16 protein-coding genes, 1 CRISPR repeat array and 1 other annotated feature are annotated in these 15,197 nt (G+C 37.1%); of the genes, 12 read left to right on the forward strand and 4 right to left on the reverse strand.

Annotated elements, in window-relative coordinates:
* Window positions 1-152 precede the first annotated feature (152 nt).
* From cas9 to ACIY19_RS01560, 7 genes are all read left to right on the forward strand, one after another.
* A complete protein-coding gene (cas9, locus tag ACIY19_RS01530; protein WP_049478037.1) occupies window positions 153-3,521 on the forward strand; it encodes a type II CRISPR RNA-guided endonuclease Cas9 in 3,369 nt (1,122 codons plus the stop codon).
* A gap of 177 nt (window positions 3,522-3,698) precedes the next feature.
* The gene (cas1, locus tag ACIY19_RS01535) at window positions 3,699-4,607 is read left to right on the forward strand and encodes a type II CRISPR-associated endonuclease Cas1 (RefSeq protein ID WP_049478050.1); all 909 of its coding nucleotides are present in this window, start codon (window positions 3,699-3,701) and stop codon (window positions 4,605-4,607) included.
* A gap of 4 nt (window positions 4,608-4,611) precedes the next feature.
* The gene (cas2, locus tag ACIY19_RS01540; RefSeq protein WP_001268300.1) at window positions 4,612-4,935 is read left to right on the forward strand and encodes a CRISPR-associated endonuclease Cas2; all 324 of its coding nucleotides are present in this window, start codon (window positions 4,612-4,614) and stop codon (window positions 4,933-4,935) included.
* A complete protein-coding gene (csn2-St, locus tag ACIY19_RS01545; RefSeq protein ID WP_049478038.1) occupies window positions 4,932-5,975 on the forward strand; it encodes a CRISPR-associated protein Csn2-St in 1,044 nt (347 codons plus the stop codon). The genes cas2 and csn2-St overlap by 4 nt, the downstream gene beginning before the upstream one ends.
* A 70-nt stretch (window positions 5,976-6,045) precedes the next feature.
* Window positions 6,046-6,807: direct repeats of the CRISPR family, unit length 36 nt; unit sequence GTTTTTGTACTCTCAAGATTTAAGTAACTGTACAAC.
* Between the two features lie 255 nt (window positions 6,808-7,062).
* Window positions 7,063-7,257 (forward strand): hypothetical protein, encoded by a 195-nt coding sequence (locus tag ACIY19_RS01550; protein ID WP_002879942.1) that lies wholly within the window; start codon window positions 7,063-7,065, stop codon window positions 7,255-7,257.
* A gap of 56 nt (window positions 7,258-7,313) precedes the next feature.
* The gene (locus ACIY19_RS01555; RefSeq protein WP_409002517.1) at window positions 7,314-7,808 is read left to right on the forward strand and encodes an Imm6 family immunity protein; all 495 of its coding nucleotides are present in this window, start codon (window positions 7,314-7,316) and stop codon (window positions 7,806-7,808) included.
* Between the two features lie 33 nt (window positions 7,809-7,841).
* Complete coding sequence (locus ACIY19_RS01560) at window positions 7,842-8,318, forward strand: Imm6 family immunity protein (RefSeq protein WP_409002518.1); 477 nt, start codon at window positions 7,842-7,844, stop codon at window positions 8,316-8,318.
* Between the two features lie 100 nt (window positions 8,319-8,418).
* Here ACIY19_RS01560 and yidA read toward each other — a convergent pair whose 3' ends face one another.
* The gene (yidA, locus tag ACIY19_RS01565; protein WP_049478041.1) at window positions 8,419-9,225 is read right to left on the reverse strand and encodes a sugar-phosphatase; all 807 of its coding nucleotides are present in this window, start codon (window positions 9,223-9,225) and stop codon (window positions 8,419-8,421) included.
* 9 nt (window positions 9,226-9,234) lie between these two features.
* Window positions 9,235-10,542: an HD domain-containing protein gene (locus ACIY19_RS01570; RefSeq protein ID WP_409002519.1), complete on the reverse strand. Its 1,308-nt coding sequence runs from the start codon at window positions 10,540-10,542 to the stop codon at window positions 9,235-9,237.
* A gap of 71 nt (window positions 10,543-10,613) precedes the next feature.
* Here ACIY19_RS01570 and ACIY19_RS01575 point away from each other — a divergent pair, with 71 nt between their 5' ends.
* Window positions 10,614-10,991: a DUF1934 domain-containing protein gene (locus ACIY19_RS01575; protein WP_247931206.1), complete on the forward strand. Its 378-nt coding sequence runs from the start codon at window positions 10,614-10,616 to the stop codon at window positions 10,989-10,991.
* 24 nt (window positions 10,992-11,015) lie between these two features.
* Here the strand turns inward: ACIY19_RS01575 and ACIY19_RS01580 are convergent, their stop codons facing one another.
* Both ACIY19_RS01580 and ACIY19_RS01585 read right to left on the reverse strand, forming a co-directional pair.
* On the reverse strand, window positions 11,016-12,098 hold the full coding sequence (locus ACIY19_RS01580; protein WP_409002520.1) for a DEAD/DEAH box helicase: 1,083 nt from the start codon (window positions 12,096-12,098) through the stop codon (window positions 11,016-11,018).
* The gene (locus ACIY19_RS01585) at window positions 12,095-13,072 is read right to left on the reverse strand and encodes a Gfo/Idh/MocA family protein (protein WP_409002521.1); all 978 of its coding nucleotides are present in this window, start codon (window positions 13,070-13,072) and stop codon (window positions 12,095-12,097) included. Before ACIY19_RS01585 ends, ACIY19_RS01580 begins: the two co-directional genes overlap by 4 nt.
* Before the next feature lie 155 nt (window positions 13,073-13,227).
* On the opposite strand from ACIY19_RS01585, the gene ACIY19_RS01590 reads away from it, so the two are divergent.
* The 4 genes from ACIY19_RS01590 to rpmA all read left to right on the forward strand — a co-directional run bounded on the left by ACIY19_RS01590 (window position 13,228) and on the right by rpmA (window position 15,084).
* Complete coding sequence (locus ACIY19_RS01590; protein WP_409002522.1) at window positions 13,228-13,923, forward strand: YoaK family protein; 696 nt, start codon at window positions 13,228-13,230, stop codon at window positions 13,921-13,923.
* A gap of 54 nt (window positions 13,924-13,977) precedes the next feature.
* Window positions 13,978-14,065, forward strand: a sequence feature (ribosomal protein L21 leader region).
* 34 nt (window positions 14,066-14,099) lie between these two features.
* Window positions 14,100-14,414 carry a 50S ribosomal protein L21 gene (gene rplU / locus ACIY19_RS01595; protein ID WP_000109141.1) on the forward strand — a complete coding sequence of 105 codons (315 nt, stop codon included), beginning with the start codon at window positions 14,100-14,102 and terminating at the stop codon, window positions 14,412-14,414.
* A gap of 15 nt (window positions 14,415-14,429) precedes the next feature.
* Complete coding sequence (locus tag ACIY19_RS01600; RefSeq protein ID WP_000613705.1) at window positions 14,430-14,774, forward strand: ribosomal-processing cysteine protease Prp; 345 nt, start codon at window positions 14,430-14,432, stop codon at window positions 14,772-14,774.
* Window positions 14,775-14,790: 16 nt separating this feature from the next.
* The gene (gene rpmA / locus ACIY19_RS01605) at window positions 14,791-15,084 is read left to right on the forward strand and encodes a 50S ribosomal protein L27 (RefSeq protein WP_000916509.1); all 294 of its coding nucleotides are present in this window, start codon (window positions 14,791-14,793) and stop codon (window positions 15,082-15,084) included.
* Window positions 15,085-15,197: the final 113 nt, after the last annotated feature.

Consider the following 15,197-nt stretch of genomic DNA (forward strand, 5'->3'; position numbering starts at 1 on the left):
CTTTTTTGTTTTTTATCAATGATCAAAACGTGAGAATTTGCATATAATTATAAAAAGATAGGATATTTTAGTTAATTGCATATAATGATTTGATTTTTTAGGAAGTAAGGAGTAAAATTTAATTAATATGATGATTAGTTAGGAGTATAATTATGAATGGTTTAGTTTTAGGATTGGATATTGGTATTGCATCCGTAGGAGTGGGAATTCTAGAAAAAAATTCTGGAAAGATTATTCATGCGAATTCACGAATTTTTCCTGCTGCAACTGCTGACAATAATGTTGAAAGAAGAAAAAATAGACAGGCTCGACGATTACATCGTAGAAAAAAACACCGTGGTGTTCGACTTCAAGATATATTTGAAGACTATGGTTTGTTAACTGATTTTTCTAAGGTATCCATTAATCTTAATCCATATCGACTTCGTGTAGATGGATTGGATCAGCAACTAACGAATGAAGAGCTGTTCATAGCTTTAAAGAACATTGTTAAGAGACGTGGTATTAGCTATTTGGATGATGCTTCTGAGGATGGGGGTACAGTATCGTCTGATTATGGTAAGGCAGTTGAAGAAAATAGAAAATTACTTGCTGAAAAGACACCCGGTCAAATCCAACTAGAACGTTTCGAAAAATATGGTCAGGTAAGAGGAGATTTCACTGTTGTGGAAAATGGTGAGAAACGCCGATTGATCAATGTTTTTTCAACATCTGCTTATAGAAAAGAAGCTGAAAGAATTCTTAGAAAACAGCAGGAATTCAATAGTAAAATTACAGATGAATTTATAGAGGATTGTCTAAAAATCCTTACAGGGAAAAGAAAATATTATCATGGACCAGGTAATGAAAAATCTCGGACGGATTATGGACGTTTCAGAACAGACGGTACGACGTTAGATAATATTTTTGGTATTTTAATTGGAAAATGTACATTTTATCCTAATGAATACAGAGCTTCAAAAGCTTCCCATACTGCTCAAGAGTTTAATTTACTAAATGATTTAAATAATTTAACAGTTCCTACAGAGACCAAGAAACTGAGTGAGGAACAAAAGAAAGTTATTGTTGAATATGCTAAGGAAGCTAAAACCTTAGGAGCCTCAACCTTATTGAAGTACATTGCTAAAATGATTGATGCTTCAGTAGATCAGATAAGTGGTTATCGAGTTGATGTAAACAATAAACCTGAAATGCATACTTTTGAAGTCTATCGAAAAATGCAATCGCTAGAAACAATTTCAGTTGGGGAATTGTCTAGAAATGTTTTAGATGAGCTTGCCCATATTTTAACTCTAAATACTGAACGAGAAGGTATAGAAGAAGCGATTAACACAAAGTTAAAGGATTCTTTTAGTCAAGACCAAGTACTTGAATTGGTTCAATTTAGAAAAAATAATAGCAGTCTATTTAGTAGGGGATGGCATAATTTTTCCCTTAAACTCATGATGGAATTGATACCAGAACTCTATGAAACTTCAGAAGAGCAAATGACAATTCTCACACGATTGGGGAAACAAAAATCTAAAGAAACATCAAAAAGAACCAAATATATTGATGAAAAAGAATTAACAGAAGAAATTTATAACCCTGTAGTAGCAAAATCTGTCAGACAAGCTATAAAAATAATCAACGAAGCAACTAAAAAATATGGTATCTTTGATAATATCGTTATCGAAATGGCGCGTGAAAATAACGAAGAAGACGCTAAGAAAGATTATATAAAACGTCAAAAGGCAAACCAAGATGAGAAAAATGCAGCTATGGAAAAAGCGGCGTTTCAATACAATGGGAAGAAAGAGCTGCCGGATAACATTTTTCATGGGCATAAGGAATTAGCTACTAAGATTCGTTTATGGCATCAACAGGGAGAAAAGTGTCTCTATACTGGGAAGAACATTCCAATTTCAGATTTAATTCACAATCAGTACAAGTACGAAATTGACCATATTTTACCTCTTTCTTTATCGTTTGATGATAGTCTATCTAATAAAGTATTGGTTCTAGCTACAGCAAACCAGGAGAAGGGACAGCGAACACCGTTTCAGGCTTTAGATAGTATGGATGATGGTTGGTCCTACCGTGAGTTTAAATCTTATGTAAAAGAGTCTAAATTATTAGGTAATAAAAAGAAAGAGTACCTTTTAACGGAAGAAGATATTAGTAAGATTGAAGTGAAGCAGAAATTCATCGAACGGAATTTAGTTGACACTCGATATTCTTCTCGAGTTGTTTTAAATGCTCTACAAGATTTTTATAAAGCGCATAAATTCGATACAACTATTTCGGTGGTACGTGGACAATTTACCTCTCAGCTAAGAAGAAAGTGGGGACTTGAAAAATCTCGTGAAACCTATCACCACCATGCTGTGGATGCCTTAATTATTGCTGCTTCGAGTCAATTAAGATTATGGAAAAAACAGAATAATCCTTTGATTGCTTATAAAGAAGGACAATTCGTTGATTCAGAGACTGGAGAAATCCTTTCATTAAGTGATGATGAATACAAGGAATTAGTATTTAAAGCTCCATATGACCATTTTGTCGATACATTGCGTAGCAAGACATTTGAGGATAGTATACTGTTTTCTTATCAAGTAGATTCAAAATACAATCGAAAAATTTCAGATGCAACCATTTACGCAACAAGAAAAGCGAAATTGGATAAAGATAAGTCTGAAGAAACTTATGTTTTAGGTAAGATTAAAGATATTTATAGTCAAGCAGGATATGATGCTTTCATTAAAATTTATAATAAAGATAAGAGTAAATTCTTGATGTATCACAAAGATCCACAAACATTTGAAAAAGTGATTGAAGAAATTTTAAGAACCTATCCTTCTAAAGAATTGAACGATAAAAATAAAGAGATCCCTTGCAATCCTTTTGAGAAATATAGACAAGAAAATGGGCCTATTCGAAAGTACAGTAAAAAAGGTAATGGACCAGAAATTAAATGTCTGAAATACTACGATAATAAACTAGGTAATTACATTGATATCACACCAGATGGTAGTGATAATCAAGTTGTGCTTCAATCAATAGCCCCATGGCGTACAGACGTTTATTATAATCATAAAACAGGAAAATATGAGTTTCTTGGCTTAAAATACTCTGATTTATATTTTGAAAAAGGAACTGGAAAATATAAGATTTCAAAAGAAAAATATGATAATATTAAAAAAATAGAGGGTGTTGTTGAAACATCTGAATTTAAGTTCACTTTATATAAAAATGATTTGATTTTAATAAAGGATGTTGAAAAAGGTCAAGAACAATTGTTTAGATTTTTATCTAGAAATAATAAAGGAAAACATCAAGTTCAATTAAAACCAATGAATAAATCAGATTTTGAAAAAGGTGAAAAATTGATTGATATTTTTGGCACAGTACCAAACAGTACAACACAATGTGTAAAGGGATTAAATAAATCAAATATTTCTATTTTTAAAGTCAAAACTGATGTTTTGGGAAAAAAACATATCATTAAAAAAGAGGGTGACGAACCAAAACTCAAATTTTAAAATATTTTTAAAAAAGAGTTGCAAACGCTTGTACAATGTATTATAATGGTAATTGCAAGGGACGCCTTGCACAGTTACTTAAATCTTGCAGAAGCTACAAAGATAAGGCTTCATGCCGAATTCAACACCCTGTCATTTATGGCGGGGTGTTTTCGTTTTGTGAAAGAGGAAAATACGATGACTTGGAGAATTGTGCATGTCTGTCAGAGTGAAAAAATGCAATTGAAGTTGGATAACCTTTTAATTAAGAAAATGGGTCAAGACTATGTCGTCCCACTGAGTGATATTTCGATAATTGTAGCAGAAGGAGGGGAGACTGTTGTAACTTTAAGGTTATTAAGTGCTTTAAGTAAGTATAATATTGCCTTGATTGTCTGTGATAATGAGCACTTGCCTACTGGAATTTATCATTCTCAAAATGGCCATTTTAGAGCCTATAAAAAATTACAGGAGCAATTATTGTGGACGCAGGAGCAAAAAGATAAATTATGGCAAATAGTAACCTATTTTAAAATAAACAATCAGCAAGATGTTCTTGCAATGTTTGAGAAAAATATTGATTGCATTCAATTATTAGCAGACTATAAAGATCATATTGAATATGGAGATAAAACCAATCGTGAAGGCCATGCTGCAAAAGTCTATTTTAACGAACTCTTTGGAAAAAAATTCGTACGTCTTACACAACAGGAAACGGATGTCATCAATGCTGGCCTAAATTATGGTTATGCAATCATGAGAGCACAGATGGCACGTATTATTTCTGGGTATGGGTTAAATCCCTTAATAGGAATTTTTCATAAGAATGAATATAACCAATTTAACTTGGTTGATGATCTAATGGAACCTTTTCGGCAGATTATCGATGTCTGGGTCTATCAAAATTTACGAGATGAAGAGTATTTGAAATATGAATTTCGTCTTGCGTTGACGGATACACTAAATGCGAAGATTCGTTATGGGAAAGAAACGTGTTCTGTAACGGTAGCAATGGATAAATATGTCAAGGGTTTTCTAAAATGTATCTCTGATAAGGATACTAGTAAATTTTACTGTCCAATGGTGTCGAGTGTAGAATGGAGCTAAAGAAATGAGGTATGAAGCATTGAGATTATTGTGTTTTTTTGATCTACCAATGGAAACAAATCAAGAAAAAAGAGTCTATCGTAATTTTCGGAAAGATTTAATTGCAAATGGTTTTGAAATGTTACAGTTTTCTGTTTATTATAGAACCTGTCCGAACCGAAGTTTTGCTAGTAAATTCTATAAAAAATTAAGTCAGAGTAATCTGCCAAGTGGGAATGTCCGTTTGCTAGCAGTGACTGAGAAACAATTTTCTGAAATGGTTTTAATCATTGGTGGAAAAACAAAGCAAGAAGAAGTAGTCAGTGATAATAAGTTGGTAGTTATATGAAAATGAACATTAGTCATCCATACAAGGATAAAATTTCATTAAGTTTTGGTCAATTTACTCAAATTGTAGGTCAAGATCAGCAATTAAAATACTATATTTGGCAGATACTATTATGGTATTTTGGAGGAAAAAAATATAGTGAGGAAGATTTAGTTCTATTTGAACAAAATGAGCCTAAAATACTAATAGACGATACAATGGTTTCCCGATCAGAATTCAGTGTTGTTCAAGTGTCCAATATCAATGATTTAATTGAACAAATGGAATATAAAAAAGGAACAGTAGCCTATGATTATATAAAGAAAAAGATTAATTCTATAGAGATAATGGAGCAAATTGAAAATATCAATGACAATCTAGATAGGATTTCACTTCTATTGAATCAGAAGTTGAATCTTCAATTAGGTGATATTATCTATCATACCGAAGCAAAATATTTTAATACGGATCAATTGATTCAAAAGAATTTTTTACCATATTTTGGAACAAATGATAAAAATATATCCTTTGAGTTTGTAGATAATAAGATAAAGTTTTTATTATTTCTTTCTATGTTAGAAGTTATGGCGACAAACAGTTCTGAAAAGTTTTTGCTTGTCTTACGAAATTTGGACGATTTTCTATCCTATAATGATTTTGTTGAATGTTGTGAGAAAATGGAGTTTCTGACTAATCATAGCGATTCATTATATATTGTTTTATTTCCTTCCAATGAAGGTTATCTTCATGTCACGAAAGAAGTTTTAGAGGAAATCAATATTGTTTCCGATTATGTTGATCATTTTTATTCGCTAGAATTTATGTATAATCGCTTTACCAATCAGTATCCAATAAATCAAATACCTGATGAACAAGAATTTTTAACCTCTTTAAGAAAAATTGGATCCTATTTATTTAGCTCGGACATTCTCCACATGAGTTTATCTGTAGAAGATCAAGTAGCATTAAAAATTTTGAATAATTTGTATCAGTACAAAATGAAAACAAAATTCCGTATTGAATCAGCCAATCCAATGTTATTGAAATATTTGGAAGAATAGTATTGACGAGTGAGATTTAAGGCTTTATAATGTTTTTGAGGGAACAAAAATCAAAATTGACGAATTTGAGGTTTTTGTACTCTCAAGATTTAAGTAACTGTACAACGTAGCACTTGAAAGCGAATTTGAAGACTACGTTTTTGTACTCTCAAGATTTAAGTAACTGTACAACGAGCGATGAACTCAGCTGACTTATCAATCGGTTTTTGTACTCTCAAGATTTAAGTAACTGTACAACTTCTCGCCATTTCCTATCCTTGCCTGTTTTGTTTTTGTACTCTCAAGATTTAAGTAACTGTACAACCTTTCATCAATTTATTAGCTTCTTTGATTAGTTTTTGTACTCTCAAGATTTAAGTAACTGTACAACAAAAAAAGGAGCAAGAAGAACAGAAGCAGAGTTTTTGTACTCTCAAGATTTAAGTAACTGTACAACACTTTTGTTATCTATGATGATACATACGAGGTTTTTGTACTCTCAAGATTTAAGTAACTGTACAACGCTCTATATTGCTCTTCAGTGTAGTCACAAGTTTTTGTACTCTCAAGATTTAAGTAACTGTACAACGGACAAGCTAGCAATCCGACACAGGAACCGGTTTTTGTACTCTCAAGATTTAAGTAACTGTACAACCACTCAAACGTTGGGAAGTTGATCTTGGTAGTTTTTGTACTCTCAAGATTTAAGTAACTGTACAACGTTTGGTATTCTGGGCAGGAGTTTGGATTGGTTTTTGTACTCTCAAGATTTAAGTAACTGTACAACCAATCGAATCTGCTGCTCAACGCATCATTAGTTTTTGTACTCTCAAGATTTAAGTAACTGTACAACGGTCTGAATTAGATCTAACTCAGCAATCGGAACGGAAACGCCCTCTTTAGCTTCTTAAGAATAAGCTCACCAGTATGGTATAATGTCATATAGTAGCGATCAGAGAGGAAAGGAGCGGAAACGATGCTAGCTATTTGTATAGATTCTATAGGTGACAAGTCAGGGACCTATAAGTTGTTAAGAAACCATTCATCCTTGCCTTTTTCTTTAATCCAATCCAGAATCAAAGATCATGACACGGTGATAGAAGTAGACATGTTAGATTTGGATGAATTGAAAAAGGTTAGAGAACTCATCCGTGAGTTGAGTGCTATTGGGACCAAGGTTACGATGAGGGATTCGACTGGTATTATCACCTTAGAAATAGTAAATAATCTTATTTCTACTTTTGAAGAGATTGCGGCAGAGAGAGAAGAACTGGATGCTCTGATGTTTGAAGAGGAAGAGTGAGTGCCACGTTTTTCAGTGGATCACCAAGTTAGTTTTTAGTAATAGAAGGAAAACTGATGAATGATAATAGAAATTTATTACGCTTCCTACAGGAATTGATATACGGTCTTGTAGATCTTATCAGTGAGAAAGAATATCAGGAGTTTGTCCTTGATTCCTTAGAACTTTCCAAACAGAAACTTGATAAAGAGAGTGGTTTTTGCCCAGATCTTTTATATTCTCGACTGGAAAATATGGACGAGCTAGATATCTTGACATTTCAGGTGTTGGATAAGAAAACCAATCCACTAGTATGGAACTGTATCGCTAATTTCTTTGTCCTAGTTTGTCACTATTCATATATTGCTTCGGAAGAAATCTACCTACCACAAACGATTGAAAGTGTCGACGAGGACACACTTGCTGCTCTTGTCTTAAGTTACAAACAAATCCTATCTGAAAACAGTGAACTCATTTCACAAATATCTGAAACAGAAATAAAAGGATATTTAAAGGACGAACTCGTTAAAAACTACTTTGGTCCGCTATTTTTATCAGATGAGAATAGATAGGCTATTTCGTTCAAGTATAGACTAGGAGAGGATATGCTGACTAGTTATTTTATGTTGATTTTTGCTGAGGCAATTGCGAATCATATGGAAACGCAATATATTTCACACATTCGAAGCGACTTGGATGCATGTTGGAGTTTTTTGGAGAATAGAGATAAAAGGGGAGAGGAACTTTATTGTTTATTAGATGATGGGACAGACTTCAGTGGAATATTTATCTACATGCAATTAGATGAAAATGAAGCGAATGGTCTCTTGTGGGACAACATTAGTTATGCAATAGGTGAGACTGCTAAAGAAGCTTTTGAGTTTGGAAATAAGAAAGAGCTTCCTTCTCCCTTAGAGAACATTGAACCAGAACTACTTGATGTATTTATTGATAATTTAAAAGAAATCAGCATGGATCTTTATCATCACGTCGAAGCTGTAAAACGTTTCATCAATAGAAATCCATACCCATCAAGAGAATCCGCCCTAAAAGAACTAGATAGACTGGGATTATTTAGATGATTTGATTAGAAGGTTTGGCGAAAAATCAAAAAGAACACCCCAGAAGTTAGAGTCTCATCTCTACTTTTGGGGTGTCGTTTATTTTCTATCCTTAAGCATTTTACAGTACCCACGTACGGATAGCATGGGCGACGCCGGATTCGTCGTTTGTTTTGGTGATGTATTTGGCGATTTTTTTGAGTTCTGGATTTCCATTTTCCATAACAACGGGGTTGCCAACGACTTCGAGCATGGCACGGTCATTCTCTTCGTCCCCGATCGCCATGGTTTCATCTTTGGTTAATCCGAGTTTTTCAGCTAAGTGAGTGATGGCTGAACCCTTGTCTACATTCTTTTTAAGGAGTTCGAGGTAGAAAGGAGCAGATTTGTTAATAGAGTAGCGTTCGTAAAATTCTACTGGTATCTTTTCAATCGCAGCATCGAGGATTTCTGGTTCATCGATGAACATACATTTGACGATTTCTTTGTCAGCCATTTCTTCTGGAGTGCGGTAGAAAATAGGCATGCTGACGAGGGTTGATTCGTGCACCGTGTACTTTCCGATATTGCGATTGGCAGTATAGATACCGTCCTTGGTAATAGCGTGCATGTGGACACCGAGCTTGCGACTGAGAAATTCCATATCCAGATAATCCTCATAGGTCAAGGATTCGCTGATAATCTCATGGCCAGTAGCAGTTTCTTGAACAAGGGCACCGTTGAAGGTTACAACATAGTCACCCTCGTCTCTCAACTGCAAGTCGTCCAGAAGTTTGGCAACGCCTGCGATAGGACGACCCGTTGCAATCACGACTTTGACACCAGCTTGTTTGGCATCTTGGATGGCAGAAAAGACTTCAGGAGTGATTTCCCTTTTACTGTTAACCAGGGTACCATCGATATCGACGGCGATTAGTTTAATACTCATAAATTTCCTCTATTCGTTCTTATTTGGGGTAAAATGATCGTTCTCAATCAAGTGTAAAAATTGCTGGGTAATGCTTGCGAAGATACTGTTTTGGTCCAACATTTCTTTAGGAAAATAGAAACGATTGTCCCCATGGCGGCTGCCAGCAAGGGATTGGACGATAGGAGACAGGCTAGAGAGTTCAGCCAGTTCTCCATTTTTTTGTAGAATCTCAATCTGTGTCCGTGGATTTTCAGATTCGGGACGATAGATATCATAAGGGAGGTCAAAGTTCTTATGAATGGCTGTATAGTAGTCTGGATCAAAACCGATTTCTTCAACCAGTTGTCTCATGGTTGCGAGTTGATCTTGGTCTTTTTCTGAAAAAGTAAGGGATTTAAAGACCTTGCGGTTGACAAAACGTTGCGACAAGTCGGCTAGTATCTTGTCAGGACTGGTCATCCAGAGTTGGAAGTAGGTATTCATCACGCCGTCATCAAGTGCCAGATAGTCAGATAGAGTAACTTTCTTTTCAAAAAAAGGTAGCAAATGAGGAGAAGTGCGTGCAAAGAAGTCCTTGTCTTCAGGATAGAGTTCCTTGGCGCGTTTGAGGAGATTTTGTAGGAGAACTTCCATGGCCCGTGTTGCTGGGTGGAAATAAACCTGCATATACATCTGGTAGCGACTGAGAACATAGTCTTCGATGGCATGCATGCCGTTGCGCTGAAAGGCGATGCCATTTTCGACAGGACGAATGACTCGGAGGATGCGAGTCAGGTCAAATTCCCCATAAGATGCTCCTGTAAAATAGGAGTCGCGCAAGAGATAGTCCATACGATCCGCATCAATTTGGCTAGAAATGAGCTGCACGACCTGCTTGTTAGGATAGGTATGATCGATGACACTAGCCACCTTTTTGGGGAAATCTGGCGCTACTTGTAGCAGGACTTGGTGAATCTCTGTCTCAGGACTTTGGATGATTTCCTGAGTAATGGCTTCATGATCTGTATCGAAGAGATTTTCAAAAGTATGGGAGTAGGCACCATGTCCAAGGTCATGAAGGAGCGCAGCGGTCATGGTCAAGAGAGATTCAGCAGGATCCCATTCTTCAGGATATTTTTCTTCAAAAATCTCCGTGATACGACGAGCAATCTCATAGACTCCCAAACAGTGGGAAAAGCGACTGTGCTCCCCACCATGGAAGGTATAGCTGGAAGTCCCCAGTTGCTTGATACGGCGAAGACGTTGAAATTCTTTTGTATTGATCAAGTCGTAGATGACCTGATTATTTACATGGATATAGTTGTGAACTGGGTCACGGAATACTTTTTCGTTCATATGACCATTATAGCAAAATCCTGCTCTTTTTGGTAAAATAGTAGGACAAGAGACAAGAAAGAGGACCTGATGTGAAGATTCGGATGCGAAATAGGATTCAGTTTGATGAGCAGTTGGAAGTGATTGACCAGCTTTATGACGTTGAAGTGCATGAAAAAGGGGATTTTAGCTATTTACTCTTTTATAATGAGGAAAAAGAGAAAGTGGTTCTCAAGTTTCATGAAGAAGAACTGGTGATGACCCGTTTCTCGAGTCCCAAAACCATCATGCGTTTTCTAAAGGATAGCGATAGTTTAGCCTATATTCCTACACCTATGGGGATGCAGGAGTTTATCATACAAACGAATCACTACAAACTGGATGGGCAAAAGATTGAATTAGCCTATCAACTGCAAAACCAAGAGGGACATCCTTTTGCCAGCTATCAATTAGAAATTACTTGGGGATAAGAAAAAGGTTGGTGAATGCCAACCTTATTTGATATAGAGTTCTTGATTTTTTAGGACAATTTCACGCACACTTGCGAATTTCTTGAGTTTTTTAAGGTCTTCTGGATGGGTTACGAGAGTGATAACATAGCCCTCTTTGCCCATGCGACCTGTACGACCAGCGCGGTGAGTGTATGTTTCCATGTCTCTAGGAATATCAAAGTTTACGACACATTCTAGGCTATCGATATCAATTCCACGTGCCAAAAGGTCAGTTGCAAGGAGCAGGGTTAGTTGCTTATCTTTAAACTTTTCTAAGATGACTTTTCGAAATTTCACATTGACATCACTAGCGAGGGAGACAGCCAAGATATCGCGATACTGTAGTTTTTCTTCTGCACTTCCAAGGTCTGACAAACTATTAAAGAAGACCAGACCACGGAAATCCTCTACATGTGCTAGTTTTCGTAGCATGTCCACTCGGTGACGTTGGTCTACCTGCATGTAGAAGTGTTGGATGTTGTCCAGTCTTTGACCAGAGAGATCAATGGTGCGCGTGTTTGGTGCAATCTTTTCTTGGTCAAACTTGGTCGTCGCACTCATGTAGATGAGTTGGTGGTCACGAGGTGCGTAGTGAGTGATTTTCTCGACAAAGTGAATCTGAGAATCATCTAGCAATTGGTCAAATTCATCCAGGATGATGGTTTCCACATTCATCATCTTGATTTTTTTCAATTTAATCAACTCAAAGATACGGCCAGGAGTACCGATTAGAATTTCTGGTCCTTTTTTTAGGCGTTCAATCTGACGTTTCTGACTTGAACCTGATAGGAAGAGCTGAGCAGTCAAGCCGATAGCCTCTGCCCAGGTTTTACACACGTCAAAAATCTGTCCAGCCAGTTCTGTATTTGGTGCTAGAATCAAGAGTTGTTGGGCTTTTTTCTTTTGTAGTCTGAGAAGACTTGGTAGGAGGTAAGCGAGGGTCTTACCAGTTCCTGTTGGGCTCACTCCCAGAAGGTTTTCTCCAGCAAGAATGGGCTCAAATAGTTGAGTTTGAATGGGAGTAAATTCTTGGAAACCGAGTTGGTCGCTCAGTTTTTGCCATTCAGTGGGGAGTTTGGTTTTCATTTTTCTGCCTCAAATCTAATGCCAGCAGTCTGGCGCATGGTATAGAGTAAATCATGAACAGAGCCTGCATCATCCAGCCAGTTCTGGTAAAGCGTCTGGTCTGGTTGCTGGATCATGTGTGCAAATGCAGCGACTTCCTCAGTCATCGTATGAGGAGCCTGTTGGATAGGGAGCTGAACTTGATTTCCTTGGTGGTTGGTAAAAATAGCTGAGCGGACATGCTCAATCGTGTTGAGGGTCAAGGTTCCATCTGCTGTGTATATCTCACAAGGAAGATTGGAAGTGATGTTTTTCCCAGCCTTGATATGAACTTGAAAGTCAGGGTAGAAGAGGATACCGTCTCCATTCAGGTCAATGCTATTGTCAAGCTGTTGAGCTTGATAAGTCGCGACCTGAGCCTTTCCAAAGAGGCGAACGGCAGCATAGAGAGGATAAATCCCCAAGTCCATAAGGGCTCCACCAGCAAAACGATCTGAAAAGACATTTGGCATCTCCCCAGCCAACAAGTCCGGCATCTTGGAAGAATACTTGGCATAGTTGAAATCAGCTCCCAATACTTGCTTGTCTGCCAAAAAAATCTTGATAGTAGTAAAAGCTTCCTCGTGGTAATTACGAGCAGCTTCAAAGATAAAACAGTGATTTTTCTCAGCTGTTTGCCTCAAATCTAGCCATTCTTGTGGCTGAGTGACAGCTGGCTTTTCAAGAATGACGTGCTTACCAGTAGACAAGGCAGCCTTGGCTTGAACAAAATGCAAGGAGTTTGGACTAGCAATATAGACTACATCAAAGGAAGACTTAAAGAAGTCTTCTAATTGATCAAAGAGTTGGACATTTTGATAGCGGGAAGCAAAGGTTGCGGCAGTTTCTAGTTTTCTAGAATAGACTGCGACCAGTTGGTATTCTCCACTAGCATGGGCTGCTTCTATGAAATGATGGCTGATAGCGCCTGTTCCGATGACACCTAATTTAAGCATAGATACTCCTTTTCCGATTTTAAATCCTTCCTTCATTATAACACAGAAAAGAAGGACTATCCAACCGATGGTAAAAATTTTCAAATGGACTACGAATTTCTTGGAGAAAGTGGTACAATATTTAGATAGGTAGATAAAATGAAAAGGGGGAGAAAATGAGATTATTACCAATAAGGAAAATATCACGTCAGTCTAAGAGGCTAGCGCTTTTTTTGACTTTTTGCGCAGGATATGTAGATGCCTATACCTTTATCGTGCGAGGAAATACCCTGGTGGCAGGACAGACTGGGAATGTGGTTTTTCTATCAGTAGGACTCATTCAACACAATGTGTCAGATGCCAGTGCCAAAGTAATGACCTTGCTAGCTTTTATGATGGGAGTCCTTTTATTAACTATTTATAAGGAAAAATTGAGAATTGTTAAAAAGCCAATTTTGTCCGTAATTCCACTTGCAGTCCTGTCCCTAATTATTGGCTTTGTGCCGCAAACTGTAGAGAATATCTATCTCGTACCGCCCTTGGCCTTCTGTATGGGACTGGTGACAACTGCTTTTGGAGAAGTGTCAGGGATTGCCTATAATAATGCTTTTATGACCGGGAATATCAAACGAACCATGTTGGCTTTTGGAGATTATTTTCGGACCAAGCATACGCCTTTTCTACGAGAGGGCTTGATTTTTGTTAGCTTGCTTAGCAGTTTTGTCTTCGGAGTTGTTTTTTCAGCTTATTTGACGATTTACTATCAGGAGAAGACAATTCTAGGTGTTCCTCTTATGATGAGTATCTTTTACTTCAGTATGCTTTTTGCTTCTTGGAGAAAAAAGGGAAAGAAAAAGCTTAAATTTGATTGATTTCGCTTGTAAGAAAAAAGAAGATATGCTATACTTGAAGAGTTGACTATGCACAGTCCTGTGCAACCGCACGAACATCGTTGCTCACATAGTGAGTATAAAGTGGTTCGTCCCACGATGCTAGGCGAGTCTTCACAAAAATACGGGGAAACCCTAAAAATCATAGGAGGTGCATAATGAGCACATACGCAATTATCAAAACTGGCGGAAAACAAGTTAAAGTTGAAGTTGGTCAAGCAGTTTACGTTGAAAAATTGAACGTTGAAGCTGGTCAAGAAGTTACTTTTAACGAAGTTGTTCTTGTTGGTGGTGAAAACACTGTTGTCGGAACTCCACTTGTTGCTGGAGCTACTGTAGTTGGAACTGTTGAAAAACAAGGAAAACAAAAGAAAGTTGTTACTTACAAGTACAAACCTAAAAAAGGTAGCCACCGTAAACAAGGTCACCGTCAACCATATACAAAAGTTGTCATCAACGCGATCAACGCTTAATTTTAAGGAGAACACATGATACAAGCAGTCTTTGAGAGAGCCGAAGATGGCGAGCTGAGGAGTGCGGAAATTACTGGACACGCCGAAAGTGGCGAATACGGCTTAGATGTCGTGTGTGCATCGGTTTCTACGCTTGCCATTAACTTTGTCAATTCCATTGAGAAATTTGCAGGCTATGAACCAATCTTAGAATTAAACGAAGATGAAGGTGGTTATCTAAAGGTTGAAATACCAGCGGATCTTCCTTCACACCAGAGAGAAATGACCCAGTTATTCTTCGAATCATTTTTCTTAGGTATGGCAAACTTATCGGAGAACTCATCTGAGTTCGTCCAAACCAGAGTTATCACAGAAAACTAACACGGAGGAAAACATTATGTTGAAAATGACTCTTAACAACTTGCAACTTTTCGCCCACAAAAAAGGTGGAGGTTCTACATCAAACGGACGTGATTCACAAGCGAAACGTCTTGGAGCTAAAGCAGCTGACGGACAAACTGTAACAGGTGGATCAATCCTTTACCGTCAACGTGGTACACACATCTATCCAGGTGTAAACGTTGGACGTGGTGGAGACGATACTTTGTTCGCTAAAGTTGAAGGCGTAGTACGCTTTGAACGTAAAGGTCGCGATAAAAAACAAGTTTCTGTTTACCCAATCGCAAAATAAAAAGGTCCAGTGAACCTTTTTATCCCGAGCCTTGAAATGAAAAGGCGAGGAAGCTACAAGTAGCATAAAATAAGGCTTTCCGAGTTTTCGGAGAGCCTATTTTTTTGTTTTGA

Source organism: Streptococcus sp. ST14 (assembly GCF_046098195.1).
In the GTDB taxonomy this organism is placed as follows: domain Bacteria; phylum Bacillota; class Bacilli; order Lactobacillales; family Streptococcaceae; genus Streptococcus.

What these genes read in the sequence shown, in the direction of transcription:
- ACIY19_RS01580 (WP_409002520.1), bottom strand. Translation starts at nt 12,098, where the DNA reads ATGAAAACCAAACTCCCCACTGAATGGCAAAAACTGAGCGACCAACTC.
- ACIY19_RS01570 (WP_409002519.1), bottom strand. Translation starts at nt 10,542, where the DNA reads ATGAACGAAAAAGTATTCCGTGACCCAGTTCACAACTATATCCATGTA.
- ACIY19_RS01600 (WP_000613705.1), top strand. Translation starts at nt 14,430, where the DNA reads ATGATACAAGCAGTCTTTGAGAGAGCCGAAGATGGCGAGCTGAGGAGT.
- cas9 (WP_049478037.1), top strand. Translation starts at nt 153, where the DNA reads ATGAATGGTTTAGTTTTAGGATTGGATATTGGTATTGCATCCGTAGGA.
- cas2 (WP_001268300.1), top strand. Translation starts at nt 4,612, where the DNA reads ATGAGGTATGAAGCATTGAGATTATTGTGTTTTTTTGATCTACCAATG.
- ACIY19_RS01550 (WP_002879942.1), top strand. Translation starts at nt 7,063, where the DNA reads ATGTTAGATTTGGATGAATTGAAAAAGGTTAGAGAACTCATCCGTGAG.
- rpmA (WP_000916509.1), top strand. Translation starts at nt 14,791, where the DNA reads ATGTTGAAAATGACTCTTAACAACTTGCAACTTTTCGCCCACAAAAAA.
- ACIY19_RS01590 (WP_409002522.1), top strand. Translation starts at nt 13,228, where the DNA reads ATGAGATTATTACCAATAAGGAAAATATCACGTCAGTCTAAGAGGCTA.
- ACIY19_RS01555 (WP_409002517.1), top strand. Translation starts at nt 7,314, where the DNA reads ATGAATGATAATAGAAATTTATTACGCTTCCTACAGGAATTGATATAC.
- csn2-St (WP_049478038.1), top strand. Translation starts at nt 4,932, where the DNA reads ATGAAAATGAACATTAGTCATCCATACAAGGATAAAATTTCATTAAGT.
- rplU (WP_000109141.1), top strand. Translation starts at nt 14,100, where the DNA reads ATGAGCACATACGCAATTATCAAAACTGGCGGAAAACAAGTTAAAGTT.
- cas1 (WP_049478050.1), top strand. Translation starts at nt 3,699, where the DNA reads ATGACTTGGAGAATTGTGCATGTCTGTCAGAGTGAAAAAATGCAATTG.
- ACIY19_RS01585 (WP_409002521.1), bottom strand. Translation starts at nt 13,072, where the DNA reads ATGCTTAAATTAGGTGTCATCGGAACAGGCGCTATCAGCCATCATTTC.
- yidA (WP_049478041.1), bottom strand. Translation starts at nt 9,225, where the DNA reads ATGAGTATTAAACTAATCGCCGTCGATATCGATGGTACCCTGGTTAAC.
- ACIY19_RS01560 (WP_409002518.1), top strand. Translation starts at nt 7,842, where the DNA reads ATGCTGACTAGTTATTTTATGTTGATTTTTGCTGAGGCAATTGCGAAT.